Annotated in this window: 18 protein-coding genes and 1 riboswitch; of the genes, 9 read left to right on the top strand and 9 right to left on the bottom strand. The window is 55.3% G+C overall.

Features of this window, described 5'->3' with window-relative positions; all coding sequences use genetic code 11:
* Position 1: 1 nt before the first annotated feature.
* From mraZ to leuO, 5 genes are all read right to left on the bottom strand, one after another.
* Positions 2-460, bottom strand: coding sequence for a division/cell wall cluster transcriptional repressor MraZ (gene mraZ, locus IM291_RS10570; protein ID WP_010426995.1), 459 nt, complete (start codon positions 458-460; stop codon positions 2-4).
* 599 nt (positions 461-1,059) lie between these two features.
* A complete protein-coding gene (cra, locus tag IM291_RS10565) occupies positions 1,060-2,067 on the bottom strand; it encodes a catabolite repressor/activator (protein WP_014168621.1) in 1,008 nt (335 codons plus the stop codon).
* A 180-nt stretch (positions 2,068-2,247) separates the two neighbouring features.
* Positions 2,248-2,739, bottom strand: coding sequence for an acetolactate synthase small subunit (ilvN, locus tag IM291_RS10560; protein ID WP_049000496.1), 492 nt, complete (start codon positions 2,737-2,739; stop codon positions 2,248-2,250).
* Between the two features lies 1 nt (position 2,740).
* Entirely contained in the window at positions 2,741-4,465 is a 1,725-nt protein-coding gene (ilvI, locus tag IM291_RS10555) for an acetolactate synthase 3 large subunit (protein WP_028015500.1), read from the bottom strand.
* Between the two features lie 380 nt (positions 4,466-4,845).
* Positions 4,846-5,790: a transcriptional regulator LeuO gene (gene leuO / locus IM291_RS10550; protein ID WP_041911249.1), complete on the bottom strand. Its 945-nt coding sequence runs from the start codon at positions 5,788-5,790 to the stop codon at positions 4,846-4,848.
* Positions 5,791-6,399: 609 nt separating this feature from the next.
* Here leuO and leuL point away from each other — a divergent pair.
* The 5 genes from leuL to leuD all read left to right on the top strand — a co-directional run bounded on the left by leuL (position 6,400) and on the right by leuD (position 11,259).
* A complete protein-coding gene (gene leuL / locus IM291_RS22105) occupies positions 6,400-6,486 on the top strand; it encodes a leu operon leader peptide (protein ID WP_071993742.1) in 87 nt (28 codons plus the stop codon).
* Between the two features lie 91 nt (positions 6,487-6,577).
* Positions 6,578-8,149 (top strand): 2-isopropylmalate synthase, encoded by a 1,572-nt coding sequence (leuA, locus tag IM291_RS10540; protein ID WP_028015499.1) that lies wholly within the window; start codon positions 6,578-6,580, stop codon positions 8,147-8,149.
* Positions 8,149-9,240, top strand: coding sequence for a 3-isopropylmalate dehydrogenase (gene leuB / locus IM291_RS10535; protein ID WP_192986827.1), 1,092 nt, complete (start codon positions 8,149-8,151; stop codon positions 9,238-9,240). Before leuA ends, leuB begins: the two co-directional genes overlap by 1 nt.
* 2 nt (positions 9,241-9,242) lie before the next feature.
* Positions 9,243-10,643, top strand: coding sequence for a 3-isopropylmalate dehydratase large subunit (gene leuC, locus IM291_RS10530; RefSeq protein ID WP_192986825.1), 1,401 nt, complete (start codon positions 9,243-9,245; stop codon positions 10,641-10,643).
* Between the two features lie 10 nt (positions 10,644-10,653).
* Complete coding sequence (gene leuD, locus IM291_RS10525; RefSeq protein ID WP_028015497.1) at positions 10,654-11,259, top strand: 3-isopropylmalate dehydratase small subunit; 606 nt, start codon at positions 10,654-10,656, stop codon at positions 11,257-11,259.
* A gap of 92 nt (positions 11,260-11,351) precedes the next feature.
* Here leuD and IM291_RS10520 read toward each other — a convergent pair whose 3' ends face one another.
* The 3 genes from IM291_RS10520 to sgrT form a co-directional block, all read right to left on the bottom strand.
* The gene (locus IM291_RS10520) at positions 11,352-11,504 is read right to left on the bottom strand and encodes a Hok/Gef family protein (RefSeq protein ID WP_010427008.1); all 153 of its coding nucleotides are present in this window, start codon (positions 11,502-11,504) and stop codon (positions 11,352-11,354) included.
* 216 nt (positions 11,505-11,720) lie between these two features.
* Positions 11,721-12,899: a sugar efflux transporter gene (locus tag IM291_RS10515; RefSeq protein ID WP_192986823.1), complete on the bottom strand. Its 1,179-nt coding sequence runs from the start codon at positions 12,897-12,899 to the stop codon at positions 11,721-11,723.
* Between the two features lie 120 nt (positions 12,900-13,019).
* Positions 13,020-13,172 (bottom strand): glucose uptake inhibitor SgrT, encoded by a 153-nt coding sequence (sgrT, locus tag IM291_RS10510; protein ID WP_045631150.1) that lies wholly within the window; start codon positions 13,170-13,172, stop codon positions 13,020-13,022.
* An 88-nt stretch (positions 13,173-13,260) separates the two neighbouring features.
* Between sgrT and sgrR the strand changes: the two genes are divergently transcribed.
* The 4 genes from sgrR to thiQ all read left to right on the top strand — a co-directional run bounded on the left by sgrR (position 13,261) and on the right by thiQ (position 18,339).
* On the top strand, positions 13,261-14,916 hold the full coding sequence (gene sgrR / locus IM291_RS10505; RefSeq protein ID WP_048999043.1) for an HTH-type transcriptional regulator SgrR: 1,656 nt from the start codon (positions 13,261-13,263) through the stop codon (positions 14,914-14,916).
* A 36-nt stretch (positions 14,917-14,952) separates the two neighbouring features.
* Positions 14,953-15,053, top strand: a riboswitch (TPP riboswitch).
* A gap of 31 nt (positions 15,054-15,084) precedes the next feature.
* Positions 15,085-16,068: a thiamine ABC transporter substrate binding subunit gene (thiB, locus tag IM291_RS10500; RefSeq protein WP_048999042.1), complete on the top strand. Its 984-nt coding sequence runs from the start codon at positions 15,085-15,087 to the stop codon at positions 16,066-16,068.
* The gene (gene thiP, locus IM291_RS10495) at positions 16,044-17,654 is read left to right on the top strand and encodes a thiamine/thiamine pyrophosphate ABC transporter permease ThiP (protein WP_047367318.1); all 1,611 of its coding nucleotides are present in this window, start codon (positions 16,044-16,046) and stop codon (positions 17,652-17,654) included. The genes thiB and thiP overlap by 25 nt, the downstream gene beginning before the upstream one ends.
* Positions 17,638-18,339, top strand: coding sequence for a thiamine ABC transporter ATP-binding protein ThiQ (gene thiQ / locus IM291_RS10490; protein ID WP_048957872.1), 702 nt, complete (start codon positions 17,638-17,640; stop codon positions 18,337-18,339). The genes thiP and thiQ overlap by 17 nt, the downstream gene beginning before the upstream one ends.
* Before the next feature lie 43 nt (positions 18,340-18,382).
* Here thiQ and IM291_RS10485 read toward each other — a convergent pair whose 3' ends face one another.
* Positions 18,383-19,150, bottom strand: a complete 768-nt coding sequence (locus IM291_RS10485; protein ID WP_045259445.1) for a DedA family protein — start codon at positions 19,148-19,150, stop codon at positions 18,383-18,385.
* Positions 19,151-19,168: the final 18 nt, after the last annotated feature.

The raw sequence follows: 19,168 nt of genomic DNA, 5'->3' as shown, positions 1-19,168 counted from the left end.
TTTATAGAGACAAGTCCTGCAGCCGTTCCGATAAAGTTGCGGAATCAGACTGCTCAGCGTCGATATCTTCCTTGACCTGTTGATACCAGGTCGTTTCGTCCCACAGTTCAAACTTGTTGAACTGCCCGACCAGCATCACTTCTTTGGTCAGACCGGCATGTTGCCGCAACACAGGAGCAATCAGTAATCGCCCGGCGTTATCCATCTGACATTCACTGGCATGTCCCAATAAGAGCCGCTGCACGCGGCGTTCCTGCGGGTTCATGCTCGACAGTCGCGACAGCTTTTGCTCAATGATTTCCCATTCAGGCAAGGGGTAAAGCAGCAGGCAGGGGGAGTTGATGTCAATGGTGCAAACCATTTGACCCGAAGCATTCTCAATCAGCTGGTCGCGGTATCGGGTTGGTACCGATAAACGCCCCTTGCTGTCGAGATTGACTAACGTTGCTCCACGGAACATGCCAGTCTCACCCCTCCTCACCACTTTAACCCACAAATTCCCACCTGAAGGAGTTTACGGAGCGAGGGAAAAGCTTGTCAAGCCAGGACTCTCCCTATACGAGGCTGTACGCCCACTATTTACAGAGATAAACAGTCCCGGTTAATAACTGCACAACTGGCGAGGCAAAATTAACGTTATGAATATTTGTAAGAAAAAAACCGAATATGCACACTAGCGTTAAGGCTCACTCAATATCATCGCAGATAAATATAAAGTGTCAGTTTGCGACGCGGGCAGCATTTTATGACAGATTGTCAGGGGATGACAGCGCCAGATTCGCTCAATCGGTCGGTAGAAGCGGCGGTTGCGTTGCTGGCCGGTCGGGGGGAAGAAAAAACGTCTGAATATTCATCGACCGAAGAGGGTTTGTAACAAAGTAATACAAAGAGAGGCGTCTAAAAATCGCTTCATGATTCTTTAAGGGCCATTTTAAACGGCAAAATGAATTAAGAAAAATAGTAGATTAGGATCTCTCAAGAATTATCCTAATTTCACTGCGGGAATTAACTCGACGAATAATTCCAGTAAAAAGGGCGGTTTTTCGCCGCCCCGTCATTTCATTTATGGCGGCTCAAAATTCCGCGATGATAGAGATTACGTTTGATACGCGTCAGACCCGGCTTCGGTTTGCGCGGCTCATCCAGGCTCGCCAGAACAATCTCCAGGACGCGTTCAGCTACATCTCGGTGACGCTGGGCCACCGCCAGCACCGGGCACTGAAGGAAATCGAGAAGCTCGTTATCCCCAAACGTGGCGATCGCCAGGTCAGAGGGGAGCTTGCCTTCACGACGCAAGGTGACATCCATTACCCCCTGCAGAAGGGCAAATGACGTGGTGAACAGCGCCTGGGGCATCGGGTGCGTCTCCAGCCATTTTTCGAACAGCTGCGCAGCGGCTTCGCGTTCATAGCTGTTGGCATAGAGATAGTGGACTTCACGCGGATCGTCTTTCCAGGCGGTTCTGAACCCTTGCTCACGCAGGAAGCTTACGGAAAGCTCGGGCAGCGCGCCAAGATACAGCACCGTTTCAGCGGGGAAGGTTCTCAGCTCAGCGGCCAGCATTTCCGCGTCATCCTGATCGGCACCCACTACGCTTGTGAAATGCTCACGATCGAGCGCGCGGTCCAGCGCCACGATGGGGAACGGATCGTTCGCCCAGCGCTGGTAAAACGGATGCTCCGGCGGTAAGGAGGTCGAGACGATGATGGCATCGACCTGACGCTGGAGCAGATGTTCAATGCAGCGCATCTCGTTATCAGGCTGGTCTTCAGAACAGGCTATCAGCAGCTGGTAACCGCGCTGGCGGGCCTGACGTTCGAGATAGTTGGCGATACGGGTATAGCTGGTGTTTTCCAGATCCGGGATCACCAGACCAATAGAGCGGGTGCGCCCGGCACGCAGGCCGGCAGCGACAGCATTCGGATGGTAGTTATGCTCACGAACCACCGCCATAACTTTTTCAACGGTCTTATCGCTGACGCGGTACTGCTTTGCTTTGCCGTTAATCACATAGCTGGCCGTTGTTCGTGACACGCCGGCTAGCCGGGCGATTTCATCCAGTTTCACAATTGCCCCTTAAAAAAAGAAAAGAGTCCATGGCCCTGTCAAGGTTATGGTTAAATCTTTTAACATCTAAACGCAGAAAAGCCTTCGCGGCAACCGCTTTTATCTGCGTTGTCGGCTGATTACGCAAAAAAAAAGCCCGGCTTTGGTGACCGGGCTGAAAGAGGCGAACCTTTTTAACAACTACCGCATGATTTTCTCGCCGCGTGACAGACCAACGATCCCCGATCTCGCCACCTCAACAATTTTTGCTACATCCCGCACGGATGCCAGGAAAGCGTCCAGCTTGTCACTGGTTCCGACCAGTTGAACCGTATAAAGAGAAGGCGTGACGTCGATGATCTGCCCGCGGAAGATATCCGCATTGCGTTTGACCTCCTCGCGCCCGTAACCGCTAGCCTGTATTTTTACCAGCATGACCTCACGCTCAACGTAAGCGCCCTGCCCCAGCTCGCTTACGCGCAGCACATCGACCAGCTTATGCAGCTGTTTCTCGATCTGCTCAATTACCTTGGCATCGCCAACGGTCTGAATCGTCATACGCGACATCGTCGGATCGTCCGTTGGCGCCACGGTCAGGCTTTCAATGTTATAGCCACGCTGCGCAAAAAGCCCAATGACGCGCGACAGTGCGCCAGACTCGTTTTCCAGTAATACCGATAATATCCGGCGCATATCAGGTTCTCTCCGTTTTGCTTAACCACATCTCGTCCATACCGCCGCCGCGAATATGCATCGGATAAACGTGCTCGGTTCCATCAACGATGACATCCATAAAGACGAGGCGATTGTTTTTAACGTGCTCAAGCGCTTCGGCGAGCTTCGTTTCCAGTTCAGCCGGATCGGTCACCCGCATCCCTATATGACCGTAAGCTTCAGCAAGACGAACAAAATCCGGCAGCGATTTCATATATGACTGAGAGTGGCGGCCCGAGTAGATCATATCCTGCCACTGCTTCACCATACCGAGATAGCCGTTATTAAGGTTGAGCACCAGTACCGGCAGCTCATATTGCAGCGCGGTGGAAAGTTCCTGAATGTTCATCTGAATACTGCCGTCTCCGGTCACGCAGACGACGGTTTCATTTGGCAGCGCCAGCTTCACGCCCAGCGCGGCAGGCAGGCCAAAGCCCATCGTGCCTAAACCTCCCGAGTTGATCCAGTGGCGCGGTTTATCAAACGGATAATAGAGGGCGGCAAACATTTGATGCTGGCCCACGTCAGAGGTCACATACGCGTCGCCTTTCGTCAGTCGCCATACCGTTTCGATGACCGCCTGCGGCTTAATATGCTCGCTTTGGGTGTCATATTTCAGACATTGCCGCGCGCGCCATTGCTCAATTTGCTGCCACCAGTCACGGATTTCATCCAGCGGTTGCGCTGTGTTTTCCAGCGCCAGCAGATCCAGCATTTGTTCAAGGACCTGTCGCGCGTCGCCGACGATAGGTACATCAGCAGACACCGTTTTTGAAATTGACGTCGGATCGATATCAATGTGCAGCACGGTGGCGTTCGGGCAATACTTCGCCAGGTTGTTGGTCGTACGATCGTCAAAACGCACGCCGACGGCAAAGATGACGTCAGAATGATGCATCGTCATGTTGGCTTCATAGGTACCGTGCATACCCAACATGCCGAGCGCCTGACGGTGGGTGGCGGGAAACGCTCCGAGTCCCATCAGCGATGACGCAACAGGAAGATTGAGCTTTTCAACCAGTTCACGAAGCTGTGCCTCACACGCTGAATTGACGGCCCCGCCACCGACATAGACCACCGGTTTTTTAGCGGCCAGCAGCGTTTGCAGCGCGCGTTTGATCTGACCTTTGTGACCCTGCGTTGTTGGGTTGTAAGAGCGCATGCTCACCGATTCCGGCCAGACATAAGGCAGCTTGTTGGCCGGGTTCAGGATATCTTTAGGGAGATCGACCACCACCGGCCCCGGGCGCCCGCTTGCCGCCAGCCAGAACGCCTTCTTCAGAATGCCAGGAATGTCTTCGGTTTGCTTGACCAGGAAGCTGTGCTTCACGACGGGACGCGAAATCCCGACCATGTCGCACTCCTGAAACGCATCATAGCCAATCAGTGATGTCGCGACCTGTCCGGAAAGGATCACCAGCGGAATAGAGTCCATGTACGCGGTCGCAATGCCGGTAATGGCGTTTGTCGCACCGGGCCCCGACGTGACCAGGACCACGCCCACTTCACCCGTCGCACGCGCCAGGCCATCGGCCATATGTACCGCCGCCTGCTCATGGCGTACCAGCACATGGTCAATACCCCCTACCGTATGCAGTGCGTCATAAATATCGAGGACCGCGCCGCCAGGATAGCCGAACACTTGCTTTACGCCCTGATCGATCAGCGACCGGACGACCATTTCCGCGCCAGACAACATCTCCATGCTTTGCCTCCAGGCATTTTGTTATAGACGGACCGCCGAATTCATTTCCGCACCGTCTTGCGATCGGGATGAACCCGTCTTCTATTTTGCAGAGTGATACTTACCTTAACCGCTCGTTATGAGGCAGGCAATTCGCAAACCAGGAGAGAGAAGAGGCCGTGAAAGCAGAAAAAACAGACATTGTCAGAGGATATGGTTAATTCATCTGAAATTAGGGGACGAGATGATAAATCATCACTGAAAAGCGCGGCGATGTAGAAAATCATCTATTTTTACGGGCCTGGCAGGCGCCAGATAAAATACGCAACAGAACAAAATATTAATAAAAGAAACAAAACCAGGATAAATCACATGCAAAGATGCAATTTATCCTGACTCGATTACCGACGGCAGATGCTAATAAGTAGCTCTTCCATCCACTGATGTCCTTTATCCCGTCCAGCAGCTTCATGCCAGGAGAGATAGCAGGTGCGGCTATTTAGCTTGAGCGGCAGAGGCAAAATTTGCAGATTTAACGCGCCAGAGAACTCTTCTGCCAGCCAGCGTGGGGCAATTGCCACCAGCTGCGTCTGGGAAACGACGTTTAATACGCTGACCATGGCCATCCCCTGATAAGCCACGCTCGCCTGTTTCTCTGCAGTGTCGTACCAGGGCAGGCTAAAGGAGGCATATCTGTCGAGCGCAACAACGGCATGCTGTTCGCTATAAACGTCACTTTCACGTAACGGCGCATTCAGTCGTGGATGTTTTTTGCTGGCAACCAGCACCATTTCATCTTTAAACAGCGGTACACAGGAAAATTCAGGACGGCGGAATTCTTCATAACCCAGGACGAATTCGATTTCCTGGTAACGTAACTGGTGTTCGGTGTTTTGATTTAAGGACGATTTAAAGACGAGATTAATATTAGGTGCGATCTCTTCAACTTTATTATAAATAATTGATGTCAGATAATTATCTAATGGGCTGCAGACGCAAAGATGGAATACTCGCTCACTGCTTAAGGGTTCAAAGCCCGAGCCCGGCAGCTCATTTTGCACCAACTGCAGCGCCTGGCGGATGGAGCCGAAAAGCTGGAAAGCCCGCGCTGTAGGCTGGATCCCTCTTCCATAACGAACAAACAATTCGTCGTTGAACATAACCTTAAGCCTGGCAACGGCATTACTTACGGCAGGCTGTGACATCCCCAGGGCTTGTGCCGCACGCGTGATATTCTGCTCCTGCATGACAGCATCAAACACCGTCAGTAGATTAAGATCCACCGTGCGTAACTGTGGTTTAATTCCATCAGTAATCTGTGGTTGTTTAATATTATTTTCTGGCACTTCTGACTCCACTGTCACGCTACACTCCCTTCGCCAACGCACTGTAATAATTTCGAAAAATATGATTTACCATGCAGATACGACCAGCGAAAGAAAATTGTTTAAAAATCGGAATATATAAAGATTATCTAATAATGCTATAATACAAAACGGCACAAAGGATATGCTTAACTTTAGTGTTTGAATGAAACCATAAACCAAATCAATATACAATAACCATCCAGTTAAGGATGACTTAAGTATAATTAAACTGTTATCGACATTGAGCAGAATTAAGTTAACAATCTGTTATCAATGATTCTATTTGAAGGGAGAAAAAGCTCTCTCAAAAAAAGATAACTCGATGATAGTAAAACGGTTTAAAGAGAAAGCATTTGTGAGGACTGCGTTACCTGAAAAATACCCGTTATGTTTATTCGTTTCTGCAAATGTTTTTTAAGTCCAAAAATAGACAATTAGTTAAGTTAAAAATCAAAAACCCAGCACAATAAGCTAAACAACACACCCTCTCTGTTTAGCCTTCTGGGGCCGTTTTTACCATCAGGGGTTGACATGCACAGCGGTATCCAGTACCACTAAAAGCATATTGAATTTAACGGAGCACGATTCATGACACGCACCATTCGTTTCATCGGTCTACTACTACTAAACGCATCCACTGTGCGCGGTAGACTGGCGGGCGAAATTCAGCGTTGAATCGTCACCAGTAAGACTAAAAACCCGCGCCACTGCGCGGGTTTTTTTATGCTCGTAGCAAGGCGCCCTAAGACTGACAAGGACCTAACCCATGAGCCAGCAAGTCATTATTTTCGATACTACTTTACGTGACGGTGAACAGGCATTACAGGCAAGCCTGAGTGTAAAAGAGAAACTGCAGATTGCGCTGGCTCTCGAGCGTATGGGCGTCGACGTGATGGAGGTCGGTTTCCCCGTCTCCTCTCCGGGTGATTTTGAATCCGTACAGACTATCGCCCGCACCATTAAAAACAGCCGCGTGTGCGGTCTGGCGCGCTGCGTAGAGAAAGACATCGACGTTGCGGCTGAGTCGCTGAAGGTGGCCGAAGCCTTCCGTATTCATACCTTTATTGCAACCTCACCAATGCACATCGCAACCAAGTTGCGCAGCACGCTGGATGAGGTCATTGAACGCGCGGTATACATGGTTAAGCGCGCACGCAACTACACCGATGACGTTGAATTCTCCTGTGAAGATGCGGGCCGTACGCCGATTGAAGACCTGGCGCGCGTAGTCGAAGCCGCCATCAACGCGGGCGCTAAAACCATCAACATCCCGGACACCGTCGGCTATACCATGCCGTTTGAGTTCTCCAACATCATTACCGGCCTGTATGAGCGCGTACCTAACATTGATAAAGCAATCATCTCAGTACATACCCATGATGATTTGGGCCTGGCCGTAGGCAATGCCATCGCTGCGGTGCACGCCGGTGCACGTCAGGTAGAAGGTGCAATGAACGGTATCGGTGAACGCGCGGGCAACTGTTCACTGGAAGAAGTGATCATGGCGATCAAGGTGCGCAAAGACATCATGAACGTGCACACCCGCATCAATCACAACGAAATCTGGCGCACCAGCCAGACCGTCAGCCAGATTTGCAACATGCCGATCCCGGCTAACAAGGCGATTGTTGGAACCGGCGCGTTCGCCCACTCCTCCGGTATTCACCAGGACGGCGTGCTGAAAAACCGTGAAAACTACGAAATCATGACTCCGGAATCCATCGGCCTGAACCAGGTTCAGCTGAACCTGACCTCCCGTTCCGGTCGTGCGGCAGTGAAACACCGGATGGAAGAGATGGGCTATCAGGACAGCGATTACAACATGGATCAGCTGTACGACGCGTTCCTGAAGCTGGCCGACAAGAAAGGCCAGGTATTCGATTACGACCTGGAAGCGCTGGCCTTCATCAACAAGCAGCAGGAAGAGCCAGAGCACTTCCGTCTGGACTACTTCAACGTGCAGTCCGGCTCCAGCGACATCGCTACCGCCTCGGTCAAGTTGGCCTGCGGTGATGAAATCAAAGCGGAAGCCGCCAACGGTAACGGCCCTGTGGATGCCATCTATCAGGCGATCAACCGCGTTACCGAGTACGACGTAGAGCTGGTGAAATACGACCTGACGGCGAAAGGGCACGGTAAAGACGCGCTGGGTCAGGTGGATATCGTCGTCAACTATAATGGCCGCCGTTTCCACGGTGTGGGCCTGGCGACGGATATTGTCGAATCCTCCGCGAAAGCGATGGTGCACGTCCTGAACAACATCTGGCGCGCCGCTGAAGTCGAAAAAGAGTTGCAACGCAAAGCTCAGAATAAAGAGAACAACAAGGAAACCGTGTAATGTCGAAGAACTACCATATTGCTGTGTTGCCGGGTGACGGTATTGGTCCGGAAGTGATGGCACAGGCGCTGAAAGTACTGGAAGCCGTTCGCTCGCGTTTTGCGATGAAAATTACCACCAGCCACTACGACGTGGGCGGTATTGCGATTGATAACCACGGAACGCCATTGCCGAAAGCCACCGTTGAAGGCTGCGAAAATGCCGATGCCGTGCTGTTTGGCTCCGTCGGTGGTCCAAAATGGGAACACCTGCCGCCAGCAGAGCAGCCAGAGCGCGGCGCGCTCCTGCCGCTGCGTAAACATTTTAAACTGTTCAGTAACCTGCGTCCGGCTAAGCTGTATCAGGGGCTGGAAGAGTTTTGTCCGCTGCGCGCGGATATCGCGGCCAACGGTTTCGACATCCTGTGCGTGCGTGAGCTGACGGGCGGGATCTACTTCGGTCAGCCAAAAGGTCGCGAAGGCAGCGGTCAGCACGAGAAAGCGTTTGATACCGAGGTGTACCACCGTTTCGAAATTGAACGTATCGCCCATATCGCCTTTGAATCTGCACGCAAGCGCCGCCATAAGGTGACTTCTATTGATAAAGCGAACGTGCTGCAGTCGTCCATTTTGTGGCGCGAGATCGTCAGTGAAGTCGCTAAGCAGTACCCGGACGTTGAGCTGTCGCATATGTACATCGACAACGCGACCATGCAGCTGATTAAGGATCCGTCCCAGTTTGACGTGCTGCTCTGCTCCAACCTGTTCGGCGATATTTTGTCTGACGAGTGCGCGATGATCACCGGCTCTATGGGCATGCTGCCATCCGCCAGCCTGAATGAAGAAGGCTTTGGCCTGTACGAACCGGCGGGCGGTTCCGCGCCGGATATCGCAGGCAAGAACATTGCGAACCCGATTGCGCAGATCCTCTCCCTGGCCCTGCTGCTGCGCTACAGCCTCGATGCAGGCGACGCAGCAACCGCAATTGAAAGCGCCATTAACCGGGCGTTAGAAGAAGGCGTCCGTACCGGTGACTTAGCGCGCGGCACGGCAGCAGTCAGTACTGATGAAATGGGCGACATCATTGCCCGCTATGTCGCTGAAGGGGTGTAATCATGGCCAAGACGTTATATGAAAAATTGTTTGATGCGCACGTTGTCTACGAGGCGCCAAACGAAACCCCGCTACTGTACATTGACCGCCACCTGGTGCACGAAGTGACCTCTCCGCAGGCCTTCGACGGCCTGCGCGCGCACAAGCGTCCGGTGCGCCAGCCGGGTAAAACCTTTGCCACGATGGATCACAACGTCTCCACCCAGACCAAAGACATTAATGCTTCCGGCGAGATGGCGCGCATCCAGATGCAGGAGCTGATCAAGAACTGCAACGAATTTGGCGTGGAGCTGTACGATCTGAACCACCCGTATCAGGGCATCGTCCACGTGATGGGACCTGAGCAGGGTATTACGCTGCCGGGCATGACCATCGTCTGCGGCGACTCCCATACCGCGACCCACGGCGCGTTTGGCGCGCTGGCGTTCGGCATCGGCACATCGGAAGTTGAGCACGTTCTGGCGACGCAAACTCTGAAACAGGGCCGCGCCAAAACCATGAAGATTGAGGTGAAGGGCAAAGCCGCGCTGGGTATCACCGCGAAAGATATCGTGCTGGCGATTATCGGCAAAACCGGCAGCGCAGGCGGTACCGGTCACGTGGTGGAATTCTGCGGCGACGCGATTCAAGCGCTGAGCATGGAAGGCCGTATGACCCTGTGCAACATGGCGATTGAGATGGGTGCTAAAGCAGGCCTGGTCGCACCGGACGAAACCACCTTCAACTATGTGAAAGGCCGTCTGCACGCGCCGAAAGGTCAGGATTTTGACGACGCGGTCGCATACTGGAAAACCCTGAAAACTGACGACGGTGCCACCTTTGATACCGTTGTCACGCTGCAGGCGGAAGAGATTGCGCCGCAAGTCACCTGGGGTACCAATCCTGGCCAGGTCATCTCCGTCAACGACAGCATTCCTGACCCGGCCTCCTTCGCCGATCCGGTCGAACGCGCCAGTGCGGAAAAAGCGCTGGCCTATATGGGGCTGAAACCCGGCGTACCGCTGACCGAGGTGAACATTGATAAGGTGTTCATCGGCTCCTGCACCAACTCCCGTATCGAGGACTTACGCGCGGCGGCAGAGATTGCCAAAGGCCGCAAAGTGGCGCCGGGCGTGCAGGCGCTGGTGGTTCCTGGCTCCGGTCCGGTGAAAGCCCAGGCGGAAGCGGAAGGACTGGATAAGATCTTTATCGAAGCAGGCTTCGAATGGCGTCTGCCGGGCTGCTCCATGTGTCTGGCGATGAACAACGACCGCCTGAATCCGGGCGAACGCTGCGCCTCCACCAGCAACCGTAATTTTGAAGGCCGTCAGGGCCGGGGTGGACGCACCCACCTGGTCAGCCCGGCAATGGCCGCCGCTGCGGCAGTCACCGGCCATTTCGCCGATATTCGCAGCCTGAAATAAGGAGACAATCATGGCAGAGAAATTTACCCAACATACGGGCCGTGTTGTCCCGCTGGACGCCGCTAACGTCGATACGGACGCGATCATTCCGAAGCAGTTTTTGCAGAAAGTGACCCGCACCGGTTTTGGCGCACACCTGTTCAACGACTGGCGTTTTCTGGACGACAAAGGCGAAGTGCCAAACCCGGAGTTCGTCCTGAACTTCCCGGAATACAAAGGTGCATCCATTCTTCTGGCGCGGGAAAACTTCGGCTGCGGCTCCTCGCGTGAGCATGCGCCCTGGGCGCTGACCGACTACGGCTTTAAGGTGGTTATCGCCCCGAGCTTCGCGGATATCTTCTACGGCAACAGCTTCAACAACCAGTTGCTGCCGGTGACGCTGAGCGACGAGCAGGTCGATGAACTGTTCGCGCTGGTTAAGGCAAATCCAGGGATGGCGTTTGAGGTGGATCTGGAAGCGGAAGTGGTGAAAGCCGGGGATAAGACCTACAGCTTCAGCATTGATGCCTTCCGTCGCCACTGCATGTTGAACGGTCTGGACAGCATTGGCCTGACGCTCCAGCACGAGGACGCCATCTCAGCGTACGAGAAAAAACAGCCTGCGTTTATGGGCTAAAGGCAATGGCCCGCAGGGCGCGGGCCATTGATAAGGGTGCGTTGAGGCTCAACCACTCTGGAGAGGCGGGGACACTTCCCCCGCCAATACCGCTAACGTTTCGCTTCGTAAGCCAACACTGCCGCCAGCTCTGTTTTCTCCTGTCTGAAGTGCAACTCACACAGCGAATCACGCACCATCCAGGTGAAGATCAATAGCGTCGTACAGATCAGAAACAAACCTAACAGCAGAGTACGTTTTGGCATTCCAGCCTCCTTATTGCTTTTCGGCAATGAAGAGACTAACCTCGCAATGTTGGTTGTGAAGTTGGTCTCCCCATCAGTTTTTTGATGTGGGACTCTCCACTGTTTGCCTCTTGCGAAAGCCTGAGGCAAACAGCCTCAAGCACCCGTCACGCACTCTATGCGCCTTCTCTGTATCTGTCAGAAAATCGTTTCATTTCGTGAAGCCGCCTTCCAGAATCAAACATCCTTGACCCGGCAGGTCAGCCCAAGCGTTACCACCGAAATGGCCGCAATCATCCAGTAAACCGAGGCATGACCATAACTTTGCGCCAGCGCGCCCTGAATCACTCCCGCCAGAATAACGCCCGTCGAAATACTGTTGGTAAAAAGCGTAGTCGCAGAGCCGGCGCGGCCGGGCATGAGATCCTGGAACCAGAGCATGCCGATCCCGGCAACGATGCCAATAAACACGGCATTAAACAGCTGCAGCGCCAGCAACGCTTCACGCGAATGGAAAAGGAGCAGCCCCGCGTAGAACAGCACCCCAGCCGCCACGGCAACGATCATCATTCGACGCTTTCCGAAGCGCTTAACGTAATACCCCGCCAGAATCATCGCCGGAATTTCCAGCCCGGCGGCGGTCCCCATTAAGATCCCCGCAAGCTTGTCCGTTAGGCCTAGATCGCTGCTGATCCACAGCGGCATATCAATAATGTACATGGTGTTGCAGGTCCACATCAGCGTGGAGGCGATAAACAGCATCCGCACGTTTTTATCCTGCCAGCCGCTCACCTGAGTGATGGGCTTATCCGTCGTCTGCTCAACCCGGGCGACAGACGGCAGCGCAAAGGCAATCAGAGCCAGACTGATAATAAAAATGCCTGCCGCGATAGAAAACATGACCGTAAAGCCATAGTTCAGCGCCAACATGAAGGCCAGCGGCGGGCCGATGACCCACGCCAGCGAGAGCTGTGCGCGCATCACCGAGCTGAACATCACTACCTCTCGCGCCGAGCTGTCGGCGTATTCACGGGCCAGCGCGAAGAGCTGCGGCATGGCGGTGTTCGCCAGAGAGGCCAGCAGCACGCCGCAGGTGATGAGCGTCAGGTAATGACGGTTAAAGGCAAAAAGCAGCGCGTTGCCCACGGCCATGGCGCAGCAAAAGAGGATCAGCCTGCGGCGATCGCCCTGGCTGTCGGATCGTTTCGCCAGCCCCAGGCTAACGAGGATCCCGGCAATCGCGTTAACGGTATAAAACAGCCCCACCCAAAACGGCTGCGCCCCCACCTCGCGGCTGAGAAACAGGCTCAGCGTCGGTGCCTGTAGCGCACCGGCCACGCCCATCATGAAGGCCACCAGCATAAAAGCAGCGTACACGCCATTCAGGCGGCGCCCCATCGTCATCAACCACAGCATGCGCAAGTCCTTGTGAAAGCGAATCGAAATTGGGTGAAAGAATAAACGAAAAAAGCCAGCAAAAACATTTTGCTGGCGGGTGATAAACACCAATACTCAGTCACACATGATCGAGGCGAGTTAGCGAGAAGAGGTCGGTTTCGTAACGTCCCACTGCATCAGATCTTCCAGGATTCTCAGCCGTTGCTCTGCACACTGGCGGGCCAGCCAGGACACTCCTTTTGTCGCTGAAAAGTACTGCTGATAAAACTGACGTGCGGTAGACCTCTTCATAATTTACCTCCTCACTTCATCAGGAAGCATTATTGGCTTAATATAGGGATTAATAAATTGCTGATTTTTTGTCAGGAGTTCCCCTTTTATGCCATCCGGTCGACTGCAACAACAATTCATTCGCCTGTGGCAGTGCTGCGAGGGTCAATCGCAGGAGACCACGCTTAACGAGCTGGCAGAACTCCTCAACTGCTCTCGCCGCCATATGCGCACGTTACTCAACACTATGCAGCAGCAGGGCTGGCTAAGCTGGGAGGCCGAGGCCGGACGCGGCAAGCGCTCACGCTTGACCTTCCTTTATACCGGCCTGGCGCTGCAGCAGCAGCGGGCGGAGGATCTGCTGGAGCAGGACCGTATCGATCAGCTGGTGCAGCTGGTGGGCGACAAGGCCGCCGTGCGCCAGATGCTGGTCTCACACCTGGGACGCAGCTTTCGTCAGGGACGCCACATTCTGCGGGTGCTTTACTATCGTCCGATGAAAAACCTGTTGCCCGGCACGGCATTGCGACGTTCTGAAACCCACATGGCCCGGCAGATATTCAGCGGTCTGACGAAAATAAATGAGGAAAACGGGGAACTGGAAGCGGATATCGCGCACCACTGGCAGCAGCTTTCCCCCCTGCACTGGCGTTTCTTTTTACGCCCGGGCATTCACTTCCACCATGGCCGCGAGCTGGAGATGCGTGATGTTATCGCCTCTTTAGAGCGCGCCCGCACGCTGCCGCTCTATTCGCATATCACGCGGATCCACTCCCCAACGGCCTGGACGCTGGATATTGAGCTCTCCCAGCCAGACAACTGGCTGCCGTGGCTTCTGGGCTACGTGCCCTCGATGATCCTGCCTGCCGAGTGGCGATCCCTGAACAATTTTTCCAGCCAGCCGATCGGTACAGGCCCCTACTCCGTTACGCGCAATAACAGCAATCAGCTGAAGATCCGCGCCTTTGATGACTATTTTGGCTATCGGGCGCTGATCGACGAAGTGAACGTCTGGGTGTTACCGGATCTCAACGAAGAGCTGAGCGCAGGCCTCACCCTGGAGGGGCCCACAACCAGCGAAAAGGCGTTCGAGAGTCGCCTGGAGGAGGGCTGCTACTATCTTCTTTTTGACAGCCGCAGCCATCGCGGGGCGAATCACGACGTCCGCAAGTGGATCAGCCATATTCTGGCCCCGGCTAACCTGATTTATCACGCTGAAGAACAATACCAGACCTGGTGGTTTCCGGCCTATGGCCTGCTTCCGCGCTGGCACCATGCACAGCCGGTGCGCAGCGAGAAACCCGCCGGGCTGGAGACCATCACCCTCAGCTACTATCGCGATCACATTGAGCACCGGTTTATCGCGAGGATCATGAGCAAGCTGCTCGCGGCCGAAGGCGTGACGCTGGCGATACAGGAAGTCGATTATGATGAATGGCACCGCGGGGATGTCGTCAGCGATATCTGGCTCAACAGCGCGAACTTCACGCTGCCGCTGGATTTCTCGCTCTTTTCACACCTGTATGAAGTGCCTCTCATTCAGCACTGCATCAGCCGGGACTGGCAGCAGGACGCCGCAAGGTGGCGGGCAGGAGAGATGGATCTGGCCGCGTGGTGCCAGGAGCTGCTGGCCGGGCAGACGATCGTACCGTTGATCCACCACTGGCTGCTGATCCAGGGACAGCGCAGCATGCGCGGCCTGCGGATGAATACCCTGGGCTGGTTTGATTTTAAATCCGCCTGGTTTGCGCCGCCGGAGCCATAACGCTTTCGTAATATTCACCAAATCATTACAATAGCGCCGTTCTCAACGGGGTGCTGCATCACAGATGTGCGCTGAGATAATACCCGTCGAACCTGATCCGGATAACGCCGGCGAAGGGATTTGAGGCTGTTTCTCAAAATCCTTTGCCACTCAACCCTGAGGTGCAAAGTGTTAAAAAACGTTCTTCCTCTGCTGGCGCTGGTTGCGCTGCCTGTTTTTGCTAAGCCTGTTCTGACGGTCTATACCTACGACTCCTTCTCCGCCGACTGGGGCCCCGGCCCGGTGGTTAAAAAAGCCTTTGAAGCCGACTGCAACTGCAAGCTGAAGTTCGTGGCGCTGGAAGATGGCGTGTCGCTGCTTAACCGCCTGCGCATGGAAGGGAAAAACAGCAAGGCCGACGTGGTGCTCGGGCTGGATAACAACCTGCTGGAAGCCGCCACGCAAACCAGACTGTTTGCCAAAAGCGGCGTAGCGGCAGATGCCGTCAACGTGCCGGGCGGCTGGAAAAACGACACCTTCGTTCCCTTCGATTACGGCTACTTTGCGTTCGTCTACGATAAAAACAAGCTGAAGAACCCGCCGAAGAGCCTGAAAGAGCTGGTCGAAAGCGATCAGAAGTGGCGCGTGATTTATGAAGATCCACGCACCAGCACGCCGGGTCTGGGCCTGCTGCTGTGGATGCAGAAAGTCTACGGCGACAAAACGCCGGAGGCGTGGCAGAAGCTGGCTGCGAAAACCGTTACGGTCACTAAAGGCTGGAGCGAAGCCTACGGCCTGTTCCTGAAAGGCGAAAGCGATCTGGTGCTGAGCTACACCACCTCTCCGGCCTATCATATTATTGCCGAGAAGAAAGACAACTACGCGGCTGCGAATTTCGCTGAAGGTCACTACCTGCAGGTTGAAGTGGCTGCCCGCACCGCCGCCAGCAAACAGCCGGAACTGGCCGAGAAGTTCCTGAAATTTATGGTCTCCCCGGCATTCCAGAACGCCATTCCGACGGGCAACTGGATGTACCCGGTTACCGACGCGGCGCTGCCGGCAGGCTTTGAGCAGCTGAACAAACCGCAGACCGCGCTGGAATTTACGCCGCAGCAGGTTGCCGCGCAGCGCGCCGCATGGATAAGCGAATGGCAACGCGCCGTCAGCCGCTGATCCCCGGCTGGTTAGTTCCCGGACTGATTGCCGCCATACTGATGGTGGTCGTCAGTCTGGGAGCGTTTCTGGCGCTGTGGTTTAACGCGCCAGAGAGCGATCTGCTCGCGCTCTGGCACGATAGCTATCTCTGGCACGTTATCCGTTTCTCCTTCTGGCAGGCGTTTCTTTCCGCGCTGCTGTCAGTCATCCCGGCCATTTTCCTTGCGCGCGCCCTCTATCGCAGACGTTTCCCCGGCAGGCTGGCACTGCTGCGCCTGTGCGCTATGACGCTGATCCTGCCCGTGCTGGTGGCGGTGTTCGGGATTCTGAGCGTATACGGTCGCCAGGGCTGGCTGGCCTCGCTCTTCGCGTCTTTAGGCCTGGAATGGACCTTCTCTCCCTACGGGCTGAAGGGCATCCTGCTGGCACACATTTTCTTCAATATGCCGATGGCGACGCGCCTCTTTTTGCAGGCGCTGGAGAACATACCCGGCGAACAGCGCCAGATTGCCGCCCAGCTTGGCATGCGCGGATGGTCATTCTTCCGCTTTGTCGAATGGCCGTGGCTGCGACGCCAGATTGCCCCGGTGGCCGCGCTGATCTTTATGCTCTGTTTCGCCAGCTTTGCGACCGTGCTTTCTCTCGGCGGCGGCCCGCAGGCCACCACCATTGAGCTGGCGATCTATCAGGCATTAAGTTACGACTACGATCCGGGGCGCGCCGCGTTGCTGGCGATCGTACAGATGGTGTGCTGCCTGGCGCTGGTGTTACTCAGCCAGCGGCTGAGCAAAGCGATCCCCGCAGGAAGCAATAATCTTTCTGGCTGGCGCGATCCGCAGGACAGCCTGCACAGCCGCATCTCGGACGTGATGCTGATCGCGCTGGCGCTCCTGCTTCTGCTGCCGCCGCTGCTGGCCGTGATCGCCGATGGCCTCAACAGGAATGTGGTATCGGTACTTCAACAGCCGGTCCTGTGGCAAGCCACATGGACCTCATTGCGTATCGCGCTGGCAGCCGGGCTAATCTGCGTGACGCTGACCATGATGCTGCTCTGGAGCAGCCGCGAGCTGTACGCGCGACATGCCCGTAAAGCCGGACACGCGCTGGAACTGACGGGCATGCTGATCCTGGCGATGCCGGGCATTGTGCTGGCGACCGGCTTCTTTTTACTGTTTAACAGCACCATCGGCCTGCCGGAAAGCGCCGACGGTATCGTCATTTTTACCAACGCTTTAATGGCCATACCGTACGCGCTGAAGGTGCTGGAAAACCCGATGCGGGATGTTAACAGCCGGTACAGCGCCCTGTGCCAGTCCCTTGGCATTATGGGCTGGCGGCGGCTGAAAGTGGTCGAACTACGCGCCCTGAAGCGGCCGCTCGCCCAGGCGATGGCCTTCGCCTGCGTGCTGTCGATTGGGGATTTTGGCGTGGTGGCCCTCTTTGGCAACGAGGATTTCCGCACGCTGCCGTTCTGGCTTTATCAGCAAATTGGCTCCTATCGCAGCCAGGACGGCGCGGTCACGGCACTTTTACTGCTGGTGCTGTGCTTTGCGTTATTTACCGTTATCGAAAAACTCCCGGGGCGTGATGTTAAAACTGACTGATGTAACCTGGCTTTACCAGCATCTGCCGATGCGTTTTACCCTCTCTGTTCGTCAGGGAGAGCGAATTGCGGTGCTTGGCCCAAGCGGGGCCGGTAAAAGTACCCTGCTCAATTTGATTGCCGGTTTTTTGCAGCCTGTCAGCGGGTCGATAGTCATTGATAATGGCGAGTATACCTACGCTCCGCCGGCTAAGCGCCCGGTGTCGATGCTGTTTCAGGAAAACAATCTGTTTAATCACCTTACGGTGTGGCAGAACATCGCGCTGGGAATCGATCCGGGGTTAAAACTCAATGCTGCGCAGCGTCAGAAGCTGGAGGCGATTGCCGAACAAATGGGCCTGTCCGCGTTGATTTCCAGACTGCCCGGTGAGCTTTCCGGCGGCCAGCGTCAGCGCGTGGCGCTGGCACGTTGTCTGGTGCGCGAGCAGCCGCTGCTGCTGCTCGACGAACCCTTCTCGGCACTCGACCCGGCCCTGCGCCAGGAGATGCTCTCGCTGGTGGAAGAGGTTTGCCAGCGCCAGCAGATCACGATGCTGATGGTTTCGCACAGCATTGAAGATGCCGCACGCATTGCGCCGCGATCGGTAGTGATCGCGGAGGGACGGATTTTGTGGGATGGAGAAACAGAAGAACTTCTGAGTGGTAACGCGGGGGCGTCTTCATTGTTGGGCATTCGTGCGGTCTGACGCCCTCACCCTGGCCCTCTCCCACGGGGAGAGGGAAAACACCTTAACGGCTCACCACCTTCAGCAGGATCTCGCCGTACACCGGCATCAGCGGGTGACGAATCAGCGCGACCAGCGCCACCACCGCCACACCCAGCGTCAGCGGGGCCAGCCAGAGCAGGCGCGCGCGCGGGAGATAGCGCGTCAGGCGATCGACGCTGGCTTTCGCGCTGCGCCATAGCCGCCAGCAGAGCCAGGCCGCCAGCCACAGCAGCACCGCCGTTCCCAGCAGCAGCCACTTGAACTCACCGCTTTGCATACCGTCAGGGATATCAATGGCCGCACCCGCGAGGATCCCCGGCAGGAAGTAAAACGGCGGCCAGAATACGCAGCCGATAATGTTCGGCACCACGAATTTTGCGACGGGCAGATCCAGCATCCCCGCCACCATCGGCACTAGCGGACGCGTTGGCCCGACAAAGCGGCCTACCAGAATGGTGAACATGCTGTGCTGGTGCAGCGCATGTTCGGTTTTATCCAGCAGCGCTTTGTTCTTTTTCATGAACGACCAGCGGTGCAGCGGCTTCTTAAAGCGCCAGCCCAGCCAGAAGGAGATCCAGTCCCCCAGCAGGCAGCCGATAATCCCGGCCAGCCACGCCTGCCAGAAATTGACCTCACCGCTGCCAATAAGCGCCCCAAGCCCCGCCATCATCACGGTGCCAGGCAGGATCAGCCCAACCAGCGCCAGCGATTCCAGAAACGCCACCAGCGCCACGGCGATGAGCGAGTACATAACGGACTGGGTAATAAAGTGTTCCAGCAATGCCTGCATAACTATTCCGGTCAGAAA

It is taken from the genome of Enterobacter cloacae complex sp. P27C (assembly GCF_014895705.1).
GTDB lineage: Bacteria > Pseudomonadota > Gammaproteobacteria > Enterobacterales > Enterobacteriaceae > Enterobacter > Enterobacter bugandensis.
This window is presented reverse-complemented; position numbering and strand designations above follow the sequence as displayed.